The organism is Zophobihabitans entericus, from assembly GCF_011745665.1.
GTDB classification, from domain to species: Bacteria; Pseudomonadota; Gammaproteobacteria; order Enterobacterales; family Orbaceae; genus Zophobihabitans; species Zophobihabitans entericus.
The window spans coordinates 963,755-982,033 of the sequence record NZ_CP050253.1 but is presented as its reverse complement, the minus strand read 5'-3'; the positions used below and the strand labels follow the sequence as shown (position 1 = coordinate 982,033).

The 18,279-nt window shown below is 35.3% G+C and carries 20 protein-coding genes and 1 other RNA gene; 5 read left to right on the top strand and 16 right to left on the bottom strand.

From position 1 onward, the window contains the following. Positions 1-44 precede the first annotated feature (44 nt). Together IPMB12_RS04505 and IPMB12_RS04500 are read left to right on the top strand one after the other, a co-directional pair. A complete protein-coding gene (locus IPMB12_RS04505; protein WP_166915357.1) occupies positions 45-200 on the top strand; it encodes a hypothetical protein in 156 nt (51 codons plus the stop codon). Positions 201-293: 93 nt separating this feature from the next. Next, complete coding sequence (locus IPMB12_RS04500) at positions 294-860, top strand: hypothetical protein (RefSeq protein ID WP_166915355.1); 567 nt, start codon at positions 294-296, stop codon at positions 858-860. A 317-nt stretch (positions 861-1,177) separates the two neighbouring features. On the opposite strand, the gene IPMB12_RS04495 is transcribed toward IPMB12_RS04500, so the two are convergent. Continuing rightward, the gene (locus tag IPMB12_RS04495) at positions 1,178-3,109 is read right to left on the bottom strand and encodes an ATP-binding protein (protein ID WP_166915353.1); all 1,932 of its coding nucleotides are present in this window, start codon (positions 3,107-3,109) and stop codon (positions 1,178-1,180) included. Positions 3,110-3,514: 405 nt separating this feature from the next. Here IPMB12_RS04495 and IPMB12_RS04490 point away from each other — a divergent pair, with 405 nt between their 5' ends. Beyond that, positions 3,515-3,874 (top strand): hypothetical protein, encoded by a 360-nt coding sequence (locus IPMB12_RS04490; RefSeq protein WP_166915351.1) that lies wholly within the window; start codon positions 3,515-3,517, stop codon positions 3,872-3,874. Between the two features lie 177 nt (positions 3,875-4,051). On the opposite strand, the gene IPMB12_RS04485 is transcribed toward IPMB12_RS04490, so the two are convergent. The 15 genes from IPMB12_RS04485 to smpB all read right to left on the bottom strand — a co-directional run bounded on the left by IPMB12_RS04485 (position 4,052) and on the right by smpB (position 17,437). After that, positions 4,052-4,348, bottom strand: coding sequence for a hypothetical protein (locus IPMB12_RS04485; protein ID WP_166915349.1), 297 nt, complete (start codon positions 4,346-4,348; stop codon positions 4,052-4,054). Between the two features lies 1 nt (position 4,349). Beyond that, the gene (locus tag IPMB12_RS04480) at positions 4,350-6,641 is read right to left on the bottom strand and encodes a DUF5906 domain-containing protein (protein WP_166915347.1); all 2,292 of its coding nucleotides are present in this window, start codon (positions 6,639-6,641) and stop codon (positions 4,350-4,352) included. Further along, entirely contained in the window at positions 6,634-6,840 is a 207-nt protein-coding gene (locus IPMB12_RS04475) for a helix-turn-helix transcriptional regulator (RefSeq protein WP_166915345.1), read from the bottom strand. The genes IPMB12_RS04480 and IPMB12_RS04475 overlap by 8 nt, the downstream gene beginning before the upstream one ends. Before the next feature lie 110 nt (positions 6,841-6,950). Next, entirely contained in the window at positions 6,951-7,847 is an 897-nt protein-coding gene (locus IPMB12_RS04470; RefSeq protein WP_166915342.1) for a hypothetical protein, read from the bottom strand. Then, positions 7,844-9,085 carry an integrase domain-containing protein gene (locus IPMB12_RS04465; RefSeq protein WP_166915340.1) on the bottom strand — a complete coding sequence of 414 codons (1,242 nt, stop codon included), beginning with the start codon at positions 9,083-9,085 and terminating at the stop codon, positions 7,844-7,846. Before IPMB12_RS04465 ends, IPMB12_RS04470 begins: the two co-directional genes overlap by 4 nt. Positions 9,086-9,263: 178 nt before the next feature. Continuing rightward, positions 9,264-9,627: a transfer-messenger RNA gene (ssrA, locus tag IPMB12_RS04460) on the bottom strand. A gap of 50 nt (positions 9,628-9,677) precedes the next feature. Beyond that, positions 9,678-10,040: a DUF488 domain-containing protein gene (locus IPMB12_RS04455; RefSeq protein WP_166915338.1), complete on the bottom strand. Its 363-nt coding sequence runs from the start codon at positions 10,038-10,040 to the stop codon at positions 9,678-9,680. A 126-nt stretch (positions 10,041-10,166) separates the two neighbouring features. Next, positions 10,167-10,661, bottom strand: a complete 495-nt coding sequence (locus IPMB12_RS04450) for a DUF2165 family protein (protein WP_166915336.1) — start codon at positions 10,659-10,661, stop codon at positions 10,167-10,169. A gap of 201 nt (positions 10,662-10,862) precedes the next feature. Continuing rightward, complete coding sequence (locus tag IPMB12_RS04445) at positions 10,863-11,837, bottom strand: NAD(P)-dependent oxidoreductase (protein ID WP_166915334.1); 975 nt, start codon at positions 11,835-11,837, stop codon at positions 10,863-10,865. A 19-nt stretch (positions 11,838-11,856) separates the two neighbouring features. Then, positions 11,857-13,107 carry an MFS transporter gene (locus tag IPMB12_RS04440; protein WP_166915332.1) on the bottom strand — a complete coding sequence of 417 codons (1,251 nt, stop codon included), beginning with the start codon at positions 13,105-13,107 and terminating at the stop codon, positions 11,857-11,859. Between the two features lie 30 nt (positions 13,108-13,137). Beyond that, complete coding sequence (locus IPMB12_RS04435; protein WP_166915330.1) at positions 13,138-14,079, bottom strand: sugar kinase; 942 nt, start codon at positions 14,077-14,079, stop codon at positions 13,138-13,140. A gap of 25 nt (positions 14,080-14,104) precedes the next feature. Next, positions 14,105-14,854, bottom strand: a complete 750-nt coding sequence (locus tag IPMB12_RS04430; protein WP_166915328.1) for a sugar phosphate isomerase/epimerase family protein — start codon at positions 14,852-14,854, stop codon at positions 14,105-14,107. 174 nt (positions 14,855-15,028) lie between these two features. Beyond that, complete coding sequence (locus tag IPMB12_RS04425) at positions 15,029-15,751, bottom strand: substrate-binding domain-containing protein (protein WP_166915326.1); 723 nt, start codon at positions 15,749-15,751, stop codon at positions 15,029-15,031. Positions 15,752-15,925: 174 nt separating this feature from the next. Then, on the bottom strand, positions 15,926-16,948 hold the full coding sequence (locus tag IPMB12_RS04420; protein ID WP_166915324.1) for a LacI family DNA-binding transcriptional regulator: 1,023 nt from the start codon (positions 16,946-16,948) through the stop codon (positions 15,926-15,928). A 6-nt stretch (positions 16,949-16,954) separates the two neighbouring features. Beyond that, on the bottom strand, positions 16,955-17,437 hold the full coding sequence (gene smpB / locus IPMB12_RS04415) for an SsrA-binding protein SmpB (RefSeq protein ID WP_166915322.1): 483 nt from the start codon (positions 17,435-17,437) through the stop codon (positions 16,955-16,957). Between the two features lie 130 nt (positions 17,438-17,567). Between smpB and IPMB12_RS04410 the strand changes: the two genes are divergently transcribed. Together IPMB12_RS04410 and IPMB12_RS04405 are read left to right on the top strand one after the other, a co-directional pair. Next, positions 17,568-17,999: a type II toxin-antitoxin system RatA family toxin gene (locus IPMB12_RS04410; RefSeq protein WP_166915320.1), complete on the top strand. Its 432-nt coding sequence runs from the start codon at positions 17,568-17,570 to the stop codon at positions 17,997-17,999. A gap of 3 nt (positions 18,000-18,002) precedes the next feature. After that, positions 18,003-18,278 carry an RnfH family protein gene (locus IPMB12_RS04405; protein ID WP_166915318.1) on the top strand — a complete coding sequence of 92 codons (276 nt, stop codon included), beginning with the start codon at positions 18,003-18,005 and terminating at the stop codon, positions 18,276-18,278. Position 18,279 lies beyond the last annotated feature (1 nt).

Genomic DNA, 18,279 nt, shown 5'->3' with positions numbered 1-18,279 from the left:
GATTCAGATTAGAGAACAAGAATAATTTTAGTAAGGATAGAAAAATGAACCACTTTATTAATAAAGATGAGAAAATTACTCAACTTGAGAATAAGCTGGAAAATCTTAGATACGAAGTATTAAATTTATTGCCTTATGAGATGGGCTCATTACTGATGAGTTCTTATCATTGCTCTTCCAGAGACGGGTCATATTATTGACTTAATAATATTGTTGAAAAAATTATTGAGAGTACCTCAATTCCTCCAACCAATGAGAAACAGTGGTATAGAGAAGTTAGAGTAAGTTGCCCTTTGTGCCACTCAAATGGTTCATCTACTCTTCGTGAAGGGTTTGCTTTCCCTGAAGGGTTACGGCGTCATCTACTGGGTGAAGGTAAGGCACATCAATGCTTATTTATAAAAGTAGCTAAAGATATAGCGTGGTCACACTGGAATAAAAAATTTGCGGAAAGCGATAGACAAGAACGTGAAGAAGAGAGACAGCAATTAGCTCGACGACGTCAAACTGAAGCTCTATACAAAACATCCCCTTTTGAAGAAGTATTAATTGATAATGGCTGGAGTTTTAACGCAAAGAGAAATAAAGAACAATTAACCTTTGCAGAGGAGCGATTATCTCAGATTGGATTTACAAAGATTACTGGAGGTAATATTCAGGCTTGGGTTCAGGAGCACGAGAAATATATCGTTTATGCCGACTGGCGAATCTCACGAAGTATTACCTTTTCTGTCTGGAAGAAACCTTTACCTAAAAAGCAGCCTTTCAATACTTATAAATATAAGTTAAAAGAGTTTTATCTCCTTGATGAGTGGAAACATGATTTGGTGGAGAAGTATAAGAAGAGATTACCTGATTGATTGTGCTATTGATATTTATATTAAAAAGCCCGCAAACCTTTTTGGGGTGCGGGCTTAGTGGACATCTTAGAACTTCTTTAAATCAGTATGTGGTGGCTGGCGGGAGTTTACTTAAATAAACAATCACATGTTTTATATAAATTTTTATTTATTATAAAATACCAAGGTACCTAAAAGAGTACCTATAATAGAAAATCACGATAACGTTTTAATATAGTATAAAGTAAATCACTAAGACCCTCCCCCCTTTGGACCAAAGAAATAATGAGAGAGGGTACTTCTGTCATATGGCGCTATACTTACGGAAGCAAATAATTTTATATATCTAAATTACCCCTATGCACACTAAGGGGTTCAACAAAATTTTTTAAAATTTCTTGTTGCTCAAGTAAAAACGGAGCATCTTGAACTTTATGATATAAACTTAAAAGTCTTTTTTCTGCTCGAGTTAATATTGTATCATAAAGCATCGGTGTTATTTTTACACAATCACCCTCACGTCGAAGCTCCTCTTCCCCGCTTTCAATATTATCACCGAGGATGAATCCATCCACTCTTGTATAAGATTTAATATAACCTTTTGCTTTGAGCTCTTTCACATATTTCCATACTTGCTCTTTCTCTTTTGAACCTAAAGCTAAACCCGTTGTTTTGAGATCAACAATAACAACATGCTCACTTCCATTTTCATTATAATCATCGTCATAAGATGATCTTGCATATAAACCTACACTTGAATCAGGTAAAACAACAAAATCTGGCCTATTTCTTGAACCTATAGCAGTTAGATCTTTAAACAATTCTCTAATAACTTTAGTCATACCTTTATTAGAAGTAAATTCGATAGATTCAAATTGTGCACCAAACATCCATAATCCTTTTTCAAATAAAGGCTGGAGTTCACGTACCTCATTAATACCTGCAATTTTTATTTTTTCTCTCAGTTCATTAATCAGTTTTAGACGATTTTTTATTTCATCTAATACAATTTTAGCCATACTTATAGACCATTGACTTAAAATATCATGAAGAGAGTCTAAATCATTACTCTCTTGATTATGCAATAATTCTAATAAACCATAACGTGAATTAGCTTTTTCTAGCTTTGTTAATATGCCTGAAAGCTGAATTATTTCTTTAACACCAAAACTAGGACAATTATCAATTATTTCATCAATAAAATTTTTCACTCTATCCTTACTAAGGGGAGGCAATTTATTTACCTCAAACCCAACACTCTCAATTACAGATGTACGCTTTTCCTCCCGGGAACTTTTGTTACAATTAATTATAATATCTTTAATTTTATCCTGAACTAGTTCTCTAGTTATTTTCCATACATTGCTATCTTCCCTAAAATCACTCCAGTCAGAAAGAATATGGTCACCATCGTTTAAAAAATCAGCATTAACAACAAAAGTAAATCTTTTAGCTTCTGATGTTCTACCATCTAAAATACGGGTAAAATCGCTCCCTCTCCATTTACAACTACCTACAGCCCTCCCTTGAACCCACCATGCAATACCGTGTTGTTTTGTCGTCCTATCCGATTGTTTAGAATCAATATGCAATATTTCAACTCGACCTATCTCAGGAATATCTAAATAATTAGTAGACAACAAATTACTAATATCTTTAAAGGTTATAGGATTATTATTGATTGAAACCTTAAATTCAGGATTAGCAAGGAATCTAGCTCCAATTATTTCCCTAATATTCTCCTCATTAAAGCCGCATCCTCTTAGTATTTCACCAGTACCCACAATTTCTGTACCGTGTCTATTTTGGTCATCTTCCGAGTCTTCAATTTTTGAGATTAGCAAAGGCGTTGTTGAGGTTCTTGTTACTTTACATGTAAATTTTCGATTATCTTTATAAGAAGTAATGAGATATTCACTTGAGAAACAAAAAGATGCAAATCGCCCTTTACCATTTTTTCCAAAAACAGTACGAGGAATACCTTGATTACCTTGAGGTGGATTAACTGTATTTCCCTGGGCTGCAATTCTGTCATATGAAAGAGTTCTCCAAATATGTTCAAACTCTTTATATGTCATACCATGACCGTTATCAACTATTTTAAATTGCACTGAGTTTTCTTTATCTGGCCATGTTATTTGCACATTTGTTGCATAAGCATCCCAACAGTTAGCTACTAATTCAATTATTGCAATTTCTGGATCTGTGACAATTGAACCAGCCATACTTTCTAAAAATCTTTCACCATATAATAGAGATCCTTGCTGCATAATTTATTCCATATCCTACATAAATGAATTTTATCTAGTATAGCATCAATTTAATTACCCAATGAAGAGTCTGACTCAATAAAAGCAACTCAATTTCGATCGACAAAAACGATCAATGATAAAATTCCGATCGGTACAAACAATTATCATTTATTCATAAATAACGTTACATTTTATTTTGTTACTTTAAAGATTAATTAACCCAAAGCAAAGTTCTTTTAAATAAGGTACTACCAACCAATCTATCTTTTGATTTAAAGGAAAAATAAGAAATATTTATGCTTTAATCACTTAACTCATACAGTGATAGACACAGATAACCAATATTAATAACTAGTTCTGATAGCACCACAATCCTCTAGATACCAATTAGGTGCTATATAACAATTTTGAAGAGAATATAAAGTGAAATATTTAAGATGGATAGCAGTTTTCCCTTGTGCCCTATTATCATCAGTGCTTATATCAGGAGTGTTTTTTTATTTACAAAATTTCTTTTATGGTGATAAAGGTATCGGAGCTAGTATTATTCTTGAATGTATAACATCTACCTTGGTGGGTACTGTATTCATTATAATTGGAATTTATATTGCGCCTGAACATAAAGATAAGACAGCTAAAATATTGTTTATAGTATCTTGTGTATTATGCGCTGTTTTATTTGTTCTTAATATAAATCTAAATCAAAAATTGGCTGCCTTTTATACTATTTTCACCTTATTAGGTTCTTACTATAGCTACAAGATGAGAAATAAGAAACTGTGATTGATAATATTCATTATAAATGATAACCATCCTGTCCTATATAAACACGGTGACTATTCTATAAAATTATAATATATATCTATCACTATTAATTATAGTTTTATAAATTCTAAGACAAGTAAGACATCTAAGACAAACCTTACATATAAAGAATATCTAGCTGTCCTATTTATTAATTTACGTCACACTTTTCCCACATAATAAATCAACAGTAAAATAAACGTTAATATTATTTCTATTCATTTTAATCGTATCTGATAGAAAATTTAATTTTTGCATTGCAATAGCTAATTCTTGATTACTACAATTAAATATTTTGACTAAATCAATTTCATAAAAATAACTTGATTGTTTTTTGGATTCAAGTGAAAGAAACCATTGATAAATATCATTTGCAAGCTCATCCGAAGGGCTTACTATGTTCTGTTTCCCTTGTCTTTGCACTCCTTGCACATATGCTTTAGCTATTATCATTTTATGACTCCCATTGAAAATCTGGTTCTTTTAAAATGTTTTCCGCAAACATTTGTCTTGCCTCAATTAATGGTAATAATCTATATATCCACGGACGCCCTGAAGAAGATGATCGAATCTTTTTCGCAATACCAATTTTTAAAAACTCTCTCCCAAAAGAAGAAGGTGATGCAATACTACTAAATCGGACATTGTTTAACATGCTTAAGTAAGCATTAAATAATATATTAACTCCAATATCGCCAAGCCATCCTTTATTCATTTGATTTAAACCATCCATATATAAAATGCCAGAAGATGACAGACATTCATAAATATATCTATGAACTTCAGATAAAGAGTGGATTTTTTGTTCACTAAGAGCTCTACTCTTAGGAATGTTCAATATATGGAATTCCTTTTGTTGAAGAATTTTCAACAATCTATCTGATTGTAAAAAAGACAGTAAATCATTTATCCCATTATTATTATAAAGATAGTCAGACAATGATTTAAAATATTTATGGTCCTGAGCCTTACGATCACTTACATCTAAAACAAAGAAACGTCGTTCATCATAGCTGGCAGAGATAGCATGTAGCGAATTTGTTGCAATTACCACTCGTATTCGATTTTCAGCCATCTCAGGGGTAATACCCTTACTTTCAAACAATAATTTATCTTCGGTAATAAGTCCTTTTAAAGCTTGCTCTGCCTTTTTATCTCCAACAAATAAACCTTCATCGGCAAAATACAATAAGCAGTTTTTAAGATGCCCATTGAACCTCCCCACTAATAATTCAGAATTAGTCGCATGAAATCCATGTACTCCAAAAATTTTAACCAATATTTTACCTAAAAAACTTTTTCCTATTCCCTTTCCTCCTCGTAGCACAAGAGCTATACCTAATGGTCTATCAAGAATAGTCACACAAGAATGTAGCCATCCCAGTAAATAATAAAAATGTTCATCATTATTTGAACAGATGATACATTTTAAGAATTTTAGAACAGGTACAAGCTTATTATAAACCGAGGTAAATTCATCATTACTGTTATAATTAGTCGGAGTAATTCCCCATCCTATATAGCTATTATAAATATTATTTCTATTTTCTAATCCCCACTCAGGACGAAACTCAATAGATTCATAACCTCTTGATTTTGGATGCTCTAACCAAGCTTTAGATATTTTTATAACCTTACCACCTAAATTAATGGTTCTATTACTCAATGAGTTATGAAAATCTGGGATAGAAATAAAACTAACACCATGTTCAGATAAAGTTCTACCTATCATCATTTTTTTTGATTCACCACCAACAAAAACTTTAAAATACTTTTGATTCATGTCTTTTAACCATTCATGCACCCTATCATCTATCCAGCTTTTTTCAGTTGCTAAATAATAAACAGTATTTATACCTATACAATTATCTTTTTCTGAATCAAAAGATTCCCAGACAATATCAAAAGCACTTTGATTATATTTTGTAACAGCATTTTTACTCCAATTTTGGGCTATCTCTTTTCCAGCTTTCCAATTATGAGCACAAATAGACCACACAATATCTCGCCATTGTTCTCTATCACAATCTGAAGACAAAAATCTTAAAACCTCTCTCAATCTATTAATGTTTTCTTTAGTTTCTTCTAAAGCACTTGAGCTCTGTTTTTCTTGAGTTGATATACTATTTTTCAAATGTTTATCATCTCTTATTTGGTATAAGTAATACATAAATTTATGTACTTCAGAAATTATATTTTGATGAACAAACTTATATGCTAGACCTGTATCTGGATGTAAAGATGGAGGCGCAACAACAAATTTTCCTTTCCCTAATAACTCAACTATCCAAGCTGGTTTTTTTTGACCATCTTTCTCAACTAAGTAACTAGACTGCGCTAATTTAAAACTCGCTTTATCTATTGCGAACGCTGTTGGAATACATAGATAGTAGTGTCGAGAACCACCTCCTCTCCCGGTCAAAACATTTGGTTCTTGAGGATCTAGTCCAATAGATATTAAAAAATCATCGCACTCTTGTTGGTGTTGTGAATCTACAGAACGAATATCTACATCAACAATAACTAAAACACTTGAATTATTAATTGGATGACCAGATAACAAACCTATACCATATTTATTTTTAATAAATGTTGTAACAGTATCTTTAATTAGTTCAGCACTATTATCTTTTTTTATTGGTAATGTACTTACCCAATTTCGATTCAATGGATGCTTTGTTTGTTCGACTAATGGTATAAAAGGAATATTATTTTCTATTGCCCAATTTATTGTTAAATCACACATGACCATTTTCCCTACATTGCTTTTCTTCAATAAAGTTTTGAATGTCGGTTAGTTTCCAAGCAACACAGCGAGCGCTTAAACAAATAGGTTTAGGGGCAATACCTTGTTTAATCCAGCTATACCAAGTTGCTTTTGAGATTGGAATTAAATGAAGTACATCTGGAAGTCTTATTAATGGAACATTTAAATGTGGTTTCATATTTGGTTCTCCTATATTAGTAAATATGTGAGAACATAATAGACTAGCTTTTTAGTTCATATTATTTATTTCCAAAATGAAAAAAGTCGACGCAAAAAAGAGAAAAAAATTTAACTCAGACAGATACCAACATAGTATTTATGGCGATGGCTTCGCTTTTGGTAAACACCGTATGATTTAAGTCGAATTGTAAATTTATTTATTGTCCACTTTTTGAAAGGGTAATAAATCAAATGTTGAAGGCAATATTGATAAAAATTCTCATAAGCACACTGCACCTCAGTCCTACTATCTTGTGATTTTACCTTATTTATCCAATCACTTAATAAAGATTCAATAGTATCTGATGGTACACATAACAAGTCATGTAGTTCTTTAACATGTTTTTTTATAGTTTTATTGCAAGGTGAAGTTGGTGAGATAAATTCTAATTTATTCTTACTCCTAACTTGCTTATATAAAAGAGGAATCATTCTATCAGACAAAAAATTAATTAATTTAATCTCAATTGCATACTCTAATTTATTCTCACTCAAAATAAATTTATATGTATATTCGGGTAGATAACCCTCAATGATATTACATTCTTTTCCATCAATAATTACCTTAAAATTGGATATATCACAAGATTCAATAACTAAAGAAGGTTCTGATATTTTATCAAACCGCTTTTTATACATCTTCAGTATAATTTCGTGCAAATATTCCACAAAATTAGTCTGGCAAGAGTTCTTGTCACTATACCAACATAAGAAAATATTGGATGTATTTTGGGATGGTGAGTTCTCCCGTAACGAGATATAAAAAGCCGTATCTAGCTCCTCAACATTAATATTTTTTAAATATAAGGTTAAAGACTCCAAACACTGTTTGACTTCACAAACAAGCTCCCTAAAAGAAGGATACGGAATACTATGTATTCTATAAACATCAATCATTTCCTTTGTAATAGAAGAAATTAACTTTTGCCAAGATGGCCTCCCTTTTCTAGGTTTATTAAAATTCATATAGCAATTCTAAAACCCTTTTGACTTTTATTCATAATACTACCACTATCAGCCTGTGAGACAAAATCAGCCCACCACTGCATAATTACTCTTCTTTGTTCTAAATAATCACTTCTATTATATGCTCGCCTCACTTCATTTTTATCTACATGAGATAGCGCTGCTTCAATAGCATCAATATTAAAGCCTTCTTCATTAAGGGTTGTACTCGCAATAGAACGTAGTCCATGCGAAACTAAAACACCATCAAGTCCAGCTCTTTTTAATGCTGCATTTACAGTTTGGCTATTCATTGGGTGATTTCTTTTCGTTCTGCTTGGAAATACAAATTCTCTTTCTATTGTTAATGGTTTCATTAACTCAAGAATATTAAGCGCTTGCCGAGACAAAGGGACAATATGCTCTCGATTCATTTTCATTCTATCTGCGGGAATACGCCATATACGATTATCAAAATCAATTTCACTCCAACAAGCGCCGGCTGCTTCTGATGGACGAGAAATGGTTAATAGCTGCCACATAAATAAACATCGAGTAGATAGTTCAATATTGGCCAATCTCATTCTTTGCATTACCATGGGGAGCTCTTCTGGCCGAATTGTCAGCATATGTTGCTTGTTAGGTTTTTCAAAAGCTTTATTAATATTAAGACTTGGCGCTATCTCAATATATCCTGTATTCATCGCATAGATCATAATTTCGTTAATTCGTTGGCAAAGTCGACGAACAGTTTCCAAAGCGCCTCTTGACTGAACTGGTTCGACAGCCATAACTAATGTTCTAGCTTTTATATCGGTAATACAGATATCACCTATAGTAGGAAAAATATCTTTTTCCAAAGATCGCCAAATATCTTTTGCATAATCGGCAGTTATGCTTGTTTTTTTCACTTCAAACCATTGCTTAGCAATAAAATTAAAAGTGTTATCTCTAGCTTCTAATATTTTTTTTAGCTGCTCTTTTTGATAATCTTGAGGGTCGATATTTTTAGCGACTAAAGAGCGGGCTTCTGCTCTACGTCTTCGAGCCTCTGCTAAGCTAATTTCAGGATAAGAGCCAAAACTTAATTTAGCTCGCTTTTTAGTTATTGGACGATAATAACGAAATTGCCAAATTTTATTACCTGTCGTTTTTATTATTAATTGTAATCCTTCACCATCATGTAAAGTGTAGTCATTGCATTTTGGTTTAGCTGTTTTAATTTCAGTATCACTGAGTGGTTTCGTCTGCTTTGCCATATATTATTCTCTTATGGGTACCTTCACTAAAGATAATTTTTAACTAAGTACCCATTAAGGTACCTTTATTATTTGGATTTTACTAGATGATAATAGACTATCGCAGACATAAAAAAACCCACAACACTTTAATATTGTAGGCTTTATATATTTTAATGGAACTTACAAGAACTTAATTTGGTGGAGCTGGCGGGAGTTGAACCCGCGTCCGAAATCTCTACATCCTCGGCACTACATGCGTAGTTTGTCTTTAAATTTCATCTGCCCGCTGCGAACAAACACGCTACTGACAGACTAGCCTGATTAGTTTTAATGCTTCCGCCCCAGGCAGGACTTCCACACGATCTTGTTTAGGTTTGACTCCTCTTGATCCCCGTCCTACAAGCGGAGGCTAGGGAGAGAAGGCTCTGAGCAGGTTATTAAGCTGCTAGTGCGTAGTTTTCGTCGTTTGCGACTATGTTTTGCGGTTTGTTTACGAGGCCTACCGCACCTCGGCATGCACCTTGGGTTTCGCAAATCCCGTCGAATCCAGAATCAGCCCCAATATGTGGTTCTATTATAACAAAAATGATGATATTAACTAGTACTATCGTTATCTGAACTTACTTAGCAAAAAGTCTCGCAAGATAATTGCATGATTTTGTTGCTCATTTTTACTGCCATACAGCAGCGTAATAGTATGACCTAATGTTAGCTGACTATATAATGGGGACCAGCTACTGCTCTTTTCAAGCTCTTGCAGATATTTTTCTTTAAATTGTACCCATTCATCTAAGTGGGCATGATACCAGATACGCAGTTCGTTTGAAGGAGCAACCTCTTTACTCCAGATAACCCCTTCCAACCGGGTTTTACTTATTCCCCTTGGCCATAAGCGATCAATAAGATAAGTAGGCGAACAATAAGGCGGGTTTGCTTCATAAACTCGTTGAATAATAATCTTAGACATAATCATTTATCCTTAATGAGTATCATCTCTTTTATTATGGCGTGTTGAATCAAACTAAATACCACTACCTTTTATCATAACAGTGGAAATAATATCAACTATTTTCCACTGCCAGATAAACGATTATCGATTTTATTCTAAATCCCGATCCTTTTGAACTAAATAAATTAACACTAGAATAATTGTGATAAAAAAGCGAAATGCATCAGGTACCCCATTCCATTGCGATGACATCCACATCCCAAACCACTCACCACCGACTGACATAAAACCCACCTGCCAGACTAAAAACCCAAGTGTTAAACCTGCAATGGCTACATTTTTCTTTTTATTAAAAATCTGACCTTCTGTTTTAAGGTTTTTAAGTAATATAAATGCCCCGACCCAGCAAAGCACGGCAGTCAGAGTCTCCAGCGCAATAATCGCAATATAACCAAATTGTTGAATCCAAGGCGTGGTAATACTGCGGTATTTGATGGTAGCATCAGGGAATATGGTGTCCATTTCAAACACGTGATGCACAAAGGCAAAATTAGTTCCATAATCGGTGATGTTGCCAAAGGCCACTAAACTGGCAAAGAATGCAATAGCCATCACCATTGCGATTTTAGATAAACGAAGAATCATAATAACCACCTTATCGTTTAAATACCCATTGAATGTAGTAACTGAAAATAAGCTGAAACAGAATAAAACTACTGTTTCAGTTTACGCTCTGCAGTCTGTTATTCAAGGCTTTGGCGGGTATAGATAAGATTGATAAAAGCTATCAATAAATAATAGTAAAATAAATGCTCTATTTAGTTAAAATAGAGCATATTTTTACAACTAGCCTGCTTGTGGATTGACCCAATTTTCAGTTGGTTTCTCAGCTTTAAGGGCTGCAATTAAATTATCTATTGCACACTCAACCATCTTGTAACGAGTTTCAGTTGTGGCTGAACCAATATGAGGTAATAAAACTGTATTAGGTAACGAAATAAGCGGAGAACTGCCGGGTAGTGGCTCAGCAGTGAAAACATCAAGTCCGGCAGCGCGAATCACTCCCGTTTTTAATGCTTCAATCATGTCATGTTCATTAACCACTTTACCACGTGCACCATTAATTAAAATAGCGGTTGGTTTCATTAATTTGAATTGTTCTTTAGCAATTAAATGCTCTGTCTCTTTAGTTAGAGGAACAGTTAAACAGACAAAATCTGACTGTTGTAATAGCTCATTCAGTTCACAACGGGTTGCCTGATAGTTCTCTTCTACATCAGAGTGCTGAGTTCTAGCGTTATAGAGTACTTTCATATCAAAACCGGCGTGAGCTCTTTTAGCCAGTGCACTACCAATGCGCCCCATTCCAATAATGCCAATAGTTTTATGATGAACATCAATACCATAATGTTCAGGACCAATACTATGTGTCCACTGCCCTTTTCTGATCAAAGTATCCAGTTCAGCCACACGTCTGGCGGTGGCTATTACTAAAGCAAAAAGAGTATCTGCCGTTGTATCAGTTAACGCATCAGGTGTATTCATTAAACGAATACCACGAGAAGTTAAGTAAGAGACATCAAAACTATCGTAACCCACAGAAATCGTTGCGATAGCTTTGATATTTGTCGCGTTTTCAAGTAGATCATTACTAATAGGATAAGTAGAACCAATCATGCCATCAGCAGTCTTGACTGCTTCAGCAAACGCCTGACGGTTATCCGGTGTCAGTCCATCAAAAAAGATTACATTAAACTCATTTTTTAGTTTTACCAGTAGATCTTCCGGAATGTCTTTATACAAAATAACCGTCTTTTTCATATCAAAATCCTTTTTACATTTATGAAACCTTTGGTGGCTTCACAATTATGGTTAAAAATACCGATAAGAACAACGCCGCAGACATAAATACATATGATGCTGACGGACTACCTGTTGCTCCATTTAAATATCCTACCACATAAGAACCCATAAATGATCCTAAAGCACCCATACTATTAATTAATGCCATTGCACCACCCGCTACGTTGCGAGGTAACATCTCAGGGATAATCGCAAAGAATGGTCCATAAGGAGCATACATTGCAGAGCCAGCAATAACTAATAGAATATAAGATAACCAGAAGTTACTTGAACCTAGTAAATATGAACCAAGGAAAGCCAACGCACCAATAAGAAGTAGTGGCCAAACAAACAGTTTACGATTTTGGAACTTATCTGATGCCCATGATACAAGTACCATCGCAATAGTTGCACCTAAATATGGAACAGACGATAACCAGCCGGCTTCAACCATGCCCATATCAGAACCGCTGCGCAGGATTGATGGTAACCATAAAACGAAACCATAAACACCAATACTCCAGGTAAAATATTGTGCACAAAGAATAATCACATTACGAGATTTAAACGCTTCACGGTAGTTTTTAACCGCTTTAATTCCTTGTTGTTCTTTATCCAGCTCAGTTTGCAGGTCAGTTTTCTCTTTATCAGTTAACCATTTTGATTGTTCTGGTTTATCTTGTACCAAAACCCACCAACAAAACGCCCAGATAATAGCAGGAATCCCTTCTGCGATGAACATAATACGCCAGCCGTACGCTTCAATTAAGTAGCCTGAAATAACCGCCATCCAGAGCATGGTTACCGGGTTACCAAGTATCAGGAAGGTATTTGCCCGGGAACGCTCCGCTCGGGTAAACCAGTTACTGATATAAATCAGCATGGCTGGCATAACAGCAGCTTCTACCACCCCAAGTGCAAAACGAATCCCAATTAAGGTAGGAACGTTACTTACCATACCGGTTAAAGTGGCACATGCTCCCCAAAGAATTAAGCACCAGAAGATGAGCTTTTTAACACTTTTACGCTCAGCATAAATCGCGCCAGGGATTTGGAAAAAGAAATAACCTAAAAAGAATAAGGCACCCAAGAGTGATGACATGCCTTTAGTAATACCTAAATCATGATTAATACCTGCTGCAGCTGCAAAACCATAGTTAGCGCGGTCAAGATACGCCAAGCTATAGGTAATAAAGATGATTGGCATGATATACCACCATCTTTTTGAAGCTAACTTAACTGTACTCATATATATCTCCCAACTTTATAATAATATTTATTAATAGTTACCAAGAATGTCTTTTGTTGGTAATCCTTCACTATCACCAATAACTTGTATTGCCAGAGAGCCGATACGATTACCTCGTGTGACTGCCTGTTCAATGGTTTTACCTTCAAGTAAAGCGCTAACAAGTCCAACAGCGAAACCATCACCAGCCCCAACAGTATCAACCACGTTAGTCACTTTAAATCCTGCTATTTGACCTTTATATCCTTTATGATCTTTAAAATAAGCACCTGTTTCACCCGTTTTAATGACCACTAATTTCACCCCTTTATTAAGGTAAAAATCAGCAATAGCTTCAGGCTCTTTATGACCAGTTAAAATAGTGCCCTCTTTAATGCCGGGTAAAACCCAGTCAGCTTTAAATGCCAGCTTATTAAGTTGAGTCACCATCTCTTGTTCACTTTTCCATAACACCGGACGTAAATTAGGATCAAAAGAAATCGTTTTACCTGCACTACGCATATAATCTGCAATATGTTCAGATAACTGATAAGAAGTTGCTGAAAGCGCAGCCGCGACACCGCTCAAATGCAGATGACGTGCAGAAGCAAAGTAACTTTCATTAAAATCAGTGACAGAAAGATGGCTGGCAGCTGAGCCTTTACGGAAATACTCTACTTTGGGATCGGTACCATCAAGCGTTTTAGATTTAAGCTGGAAGCCTGTTGGATAATTACCATCAATCGTAACGTGCTGAGTATTAATATTTTCTTGCTTTAATACATTTAAAATAAACTGCCCAAAAGAGTCTTTACCAACACGACTCATCCAGCCCACATTCAAACCTAATCGAGCCAGACCAATAGCCACATTCAGCTCAGCACCGGCCGCACGTTTAGTAAAAGTATTAACGTCAGCCAGTTCTCCGGTTTCATTAGCAACAAACATCGTCATTGCTTCACCGTATGTAATAACATCTAATGATTTTTGCATAATGATTCTCTGTCTAAATATAAAATTACTGTTTTAATAAATTAACAAAGTGACTTGAAACAGACACTAAATCGTTACCCTCAAGTGGAAACTCAATTCCTCTTGGTACATCAAGTGGTAATAAGTAATTAACCAGTTTCATCCACTCATCATCAAGACCTGTTGGTGGGATTGCACAAGCTTTACCACCACGCATTTCAGCAGCTTTAACATGAATATAACCCACATATTTAGCCAGTTGTTTAGCAGATTCGGTTGGATTGCCGCCGACCCAGAGCCAGTTGCCCGTATCAAAGGTCATTTTGACGGGAACCTGTTGGCTCATAACGTCACGGAAGAACAATTTAAAAGGTTCAACCACACCGCACTCTGTCTGATCGTTTTCAACAACCAGTTGTATTGATGTAGTACTTAATGTCTGTTTTAGCTGAGTTAAATCAGTCCCTGCCTGATAGTGCCCTAAAGAAAATTTAATTAATTTAGCACTTAGCTGTTTAGCCTCTGCTAAGAATTTATCCAGCTCAGAATTTACCGTTCCATCACTCATAAAAAGTGGATAAGGAACAGAGTAAAAACAGCTTAACTGACTACTTTTAATTTTTTCAGATAATTGTGGTAATGTTTGTAAATCCTGTTCAGAAAAGAGTTCTCTGCGAATTTCAATACCTTCTGCCCCTGATTTTTTTACAATCCCCAATACTTCAGACTGTCCGCCAAGTTGTTGAATTTTTTCATATCCATAAGCAGAAGAGACAATGATAATATCCCGAGCCATAGTTAATATTCCTGTATCTAAATAAGTGATGATGAATATAAATGGAATCGATTCCATAAAAAACAACAAAAGCAGAATTCTTTGAGTTCGATCACAATAAATTTGTTATTTCAGAAAGAAATCATGGAGATGATGAGAATCAGAACGAAAAAATAAAATATTTAAATAAATCAATTAGTTAGTTGAATCCCGAATAATTAGCTCACCCGGATAGAGATATTCTTTCGCTTCGGAATGATCGCCTTGCATACGGCGATGCAGCATTTCAAAAGAGGAATAGCCAATTTTATAAGTAGGTTGGCGGAGAGTAGTGATACCAACACCAGCCACAGAAGCCCAGACCGGATCATCAAAGCTTAGTAAGCCGATATCTTTGCCCCAGATGATATTTAAACGTTTTAAAGCTAAAGAGACATGCAACGTCACAGAACCATTCACCGTGACGATCGCTTTACGCATGCCACGACATTTTTGACAAAACGAGACAATATGTTGATCAAGCAGTTCTGTCTGCTGATTCATATCTTCAATTTCAACGACTTCACCAACAATTCCTTTTTGCTGTTTCACTATCTTCTTAAAGGTATTCACACGCTCCTGACGGGTACCAACACCGGTTAATGATTCAGTGATAAAAATAATCGCCTCAAAACCTGAATCAATAAGATAATTAAGTGGATAAGGAACAGAGTAAAAACAGCTTAACTGACTACTTTTAATTTTTTCAGATAATTGTGGTAATGTTTGTAAATCCTGTTCAGAAAAGAGTTCTCTGCGAATTTCAATACCTTCTGCCCCTGATTTTTTTACAATCCCCAATACTTCAGACTGTCCGCCAAGTTGTTGAATTTTTTCATATCCATAAGCAGAAGAGACAATGATAATATCCCGAGCCATAGTTAATATTCCTGTATCTAAATAAGTGATGATGAATATAAATGGAATCGATTCCATAAAAAACAACAAAAGCAGAATTCTTTGAGTTCGATCACAATAAATTTGTTATTTCAGAAAGAAATCATGGAGATGATGAGAATCAGAACGAAAAAATAAAATATTTAAATAAATCAATTAGTTAGTTGAATCCCGAATAATTAGCTCACCCGGATAGAGATATTCTTTCGCTTCGGAATGATCGCCTTGCATACGGCGATGCAGCATTTCAAAAGAGGAATAGCCAATTTTATAAGTAGGTTGGCGGAGAGTAGTGATACCAACACCAGCCACAGAAGCCCAGACCGGATCATCAAAGCTTAGTAAGCCGATATCTTTGCCCCAGATGATATTTAAACGTTTTAAAGCTAAAGAGACATGCAACGTCACAGAACCATTCACCGTGACGATCGCTTTACGCATGCCACGACATTTTTGACAAAACGAGACAATATGTTGATCAAGCAGTTCTGTCTGCTGATTCATATCTTCAATTTCAACGACTTCACCAACAATTCCTTTTTGCTGTTTCACTATCTTCTTAAAGGTATTCACACGCTCCTGACGGGTACCAACACCGGTTAATGATTCAGTGATAAAAATAATCGCCTCAAAACCTGAATCAATAAGATAATTAGAAGCCAGAGTGGTTGCCTGAATATTATCCAGACCAACAATATCATAGCCTAAATCAGACATACGACGGTCAACAAGGACGACTGGGAACGGCAGGTCACGCAAGATACTGTCTTGTGTACGCAGCGCGTGGATGATGACACCATCCACGTTGTAGTCCATTAACAGTTGCAAAAAGTACTTTTCTTTGGCTTTCTCTTTATTAATGTTACAAACCAGTAAAGTATAGCCATTGTCCTGACAGGCTGCTTCCAGCCCTTTCATCACCTCAACAGAATAAGGATTGGTAATATCTGCAAGAATTAAGGCAATTAGCTTAGTCTGACCCTTTTTCAGGCTTCTGGCCATTTGATTAGGCCGGTAATTTAGCTCTTTAATCGCCTGTTCAATACGTTCTTTTAGCGTAGCCGAAAGTATACCAAACTCGCCATTTAAATAACGAGAGACACTGGTTTTACCCGTTTTAGCTAATTTGGCAACATCACTAATTGTTGCTTTTTTTATTGATTGACGATTATTGGTCATAAATGATTAACGATTTGCGTTTTTCATAATTCGAGCTTTATTAAGCTGCCATTCACGATCTTTAATATCATCGCGCTTATCATGGAGTTTTTTACCTCTGGCAACACCCACTTTAATTTTAGCCCAGGCATTTTTCCAGTACATCGATAAAGCAACCACAGTATAACCTTCACGATTTACCCGGCCAAATAAAGAATCGAGTTCACGTTGGTTAAGTAACAGTTTACGTGTTCTCATTGGATCACAAACAACATGGCTGGATGCCACGTTCAGTGGCGTAATGGTTGCACCAAACAACCATGCTTCACCATTTTTAAGCAATACATAACTATCACTAATATTTGCTTTGCCAGCGCGTAGTGATTTTACTTCCCAGCCTTGTAATTCAAGCCCGGCCTCAAACTCTTCTTCAATAAAATATTCGTGTCTGGCACGTTTATTCTGAGCTATGGTGGCTGAACCGGGTTTATACGTATTTTTCTTAGTCATTATGAATAGTTATTTCATTTTCAATGTAATAATTTTATTATGCCACAACACAGCCATGCTTTATAGAGAAATCATAACTGTAGTTATGCTATAATTATGGGATAATTTATTAATAATATCATATATCGTTATGCAGCAAGTTAGTTATACCGTGACCGAACCATTTAGTGCGCAACAAATGTATGCGCTGGTTAATGACATCAACGCTTATCCTGAGTTTGTACCTGATTGTAAAAAAACAGGCATTATTCAACAAATGGGCAATGAGATGCGCGCTTATATTGAAGTTGAAAAACTAGGCTTTAAGAAGCGTTTTATTACTAAAAATATTCAGGTTCCACATTCACAAATTTTGATGGAACTGGTGGAAGGCCCATTTAACGAGCTTAAAGGTCAGTGGTCATTTACTCCTGTAACGGATAATAGCTGTACAATTGAATTTAATCTAAAATTCGAATTTAAAAGCAGACTACTTGAAGCTGCATTTAGCCCGATATTTAAAGATATCATGACTAACATGGTTAAAGCTTTTAGCCGACGCGCTCAGCAAGTTTATGGTTAACTTATGATAAATATTGAAGTGATTTACGCTCTGCCTGAGCAATCTTATGCACAAACCTTACAGGTTAATGAAGGTTGTACAATACAAGATGCGATTACCCAATCAGGAATATTGCAACAAGTTCACCTTGAGCTACCACCCTACGCTGTTGGTATCTGGGGACGCAGAGCGCAGTTAGAAGATTTGGTCAAAGATGGTGATCGTATCGAGATCTATCGTGAACTGCTTGATGACCCCAAAGAAATTCGACGCCGACGCGGTGTCATGAAGAGGAAATGAT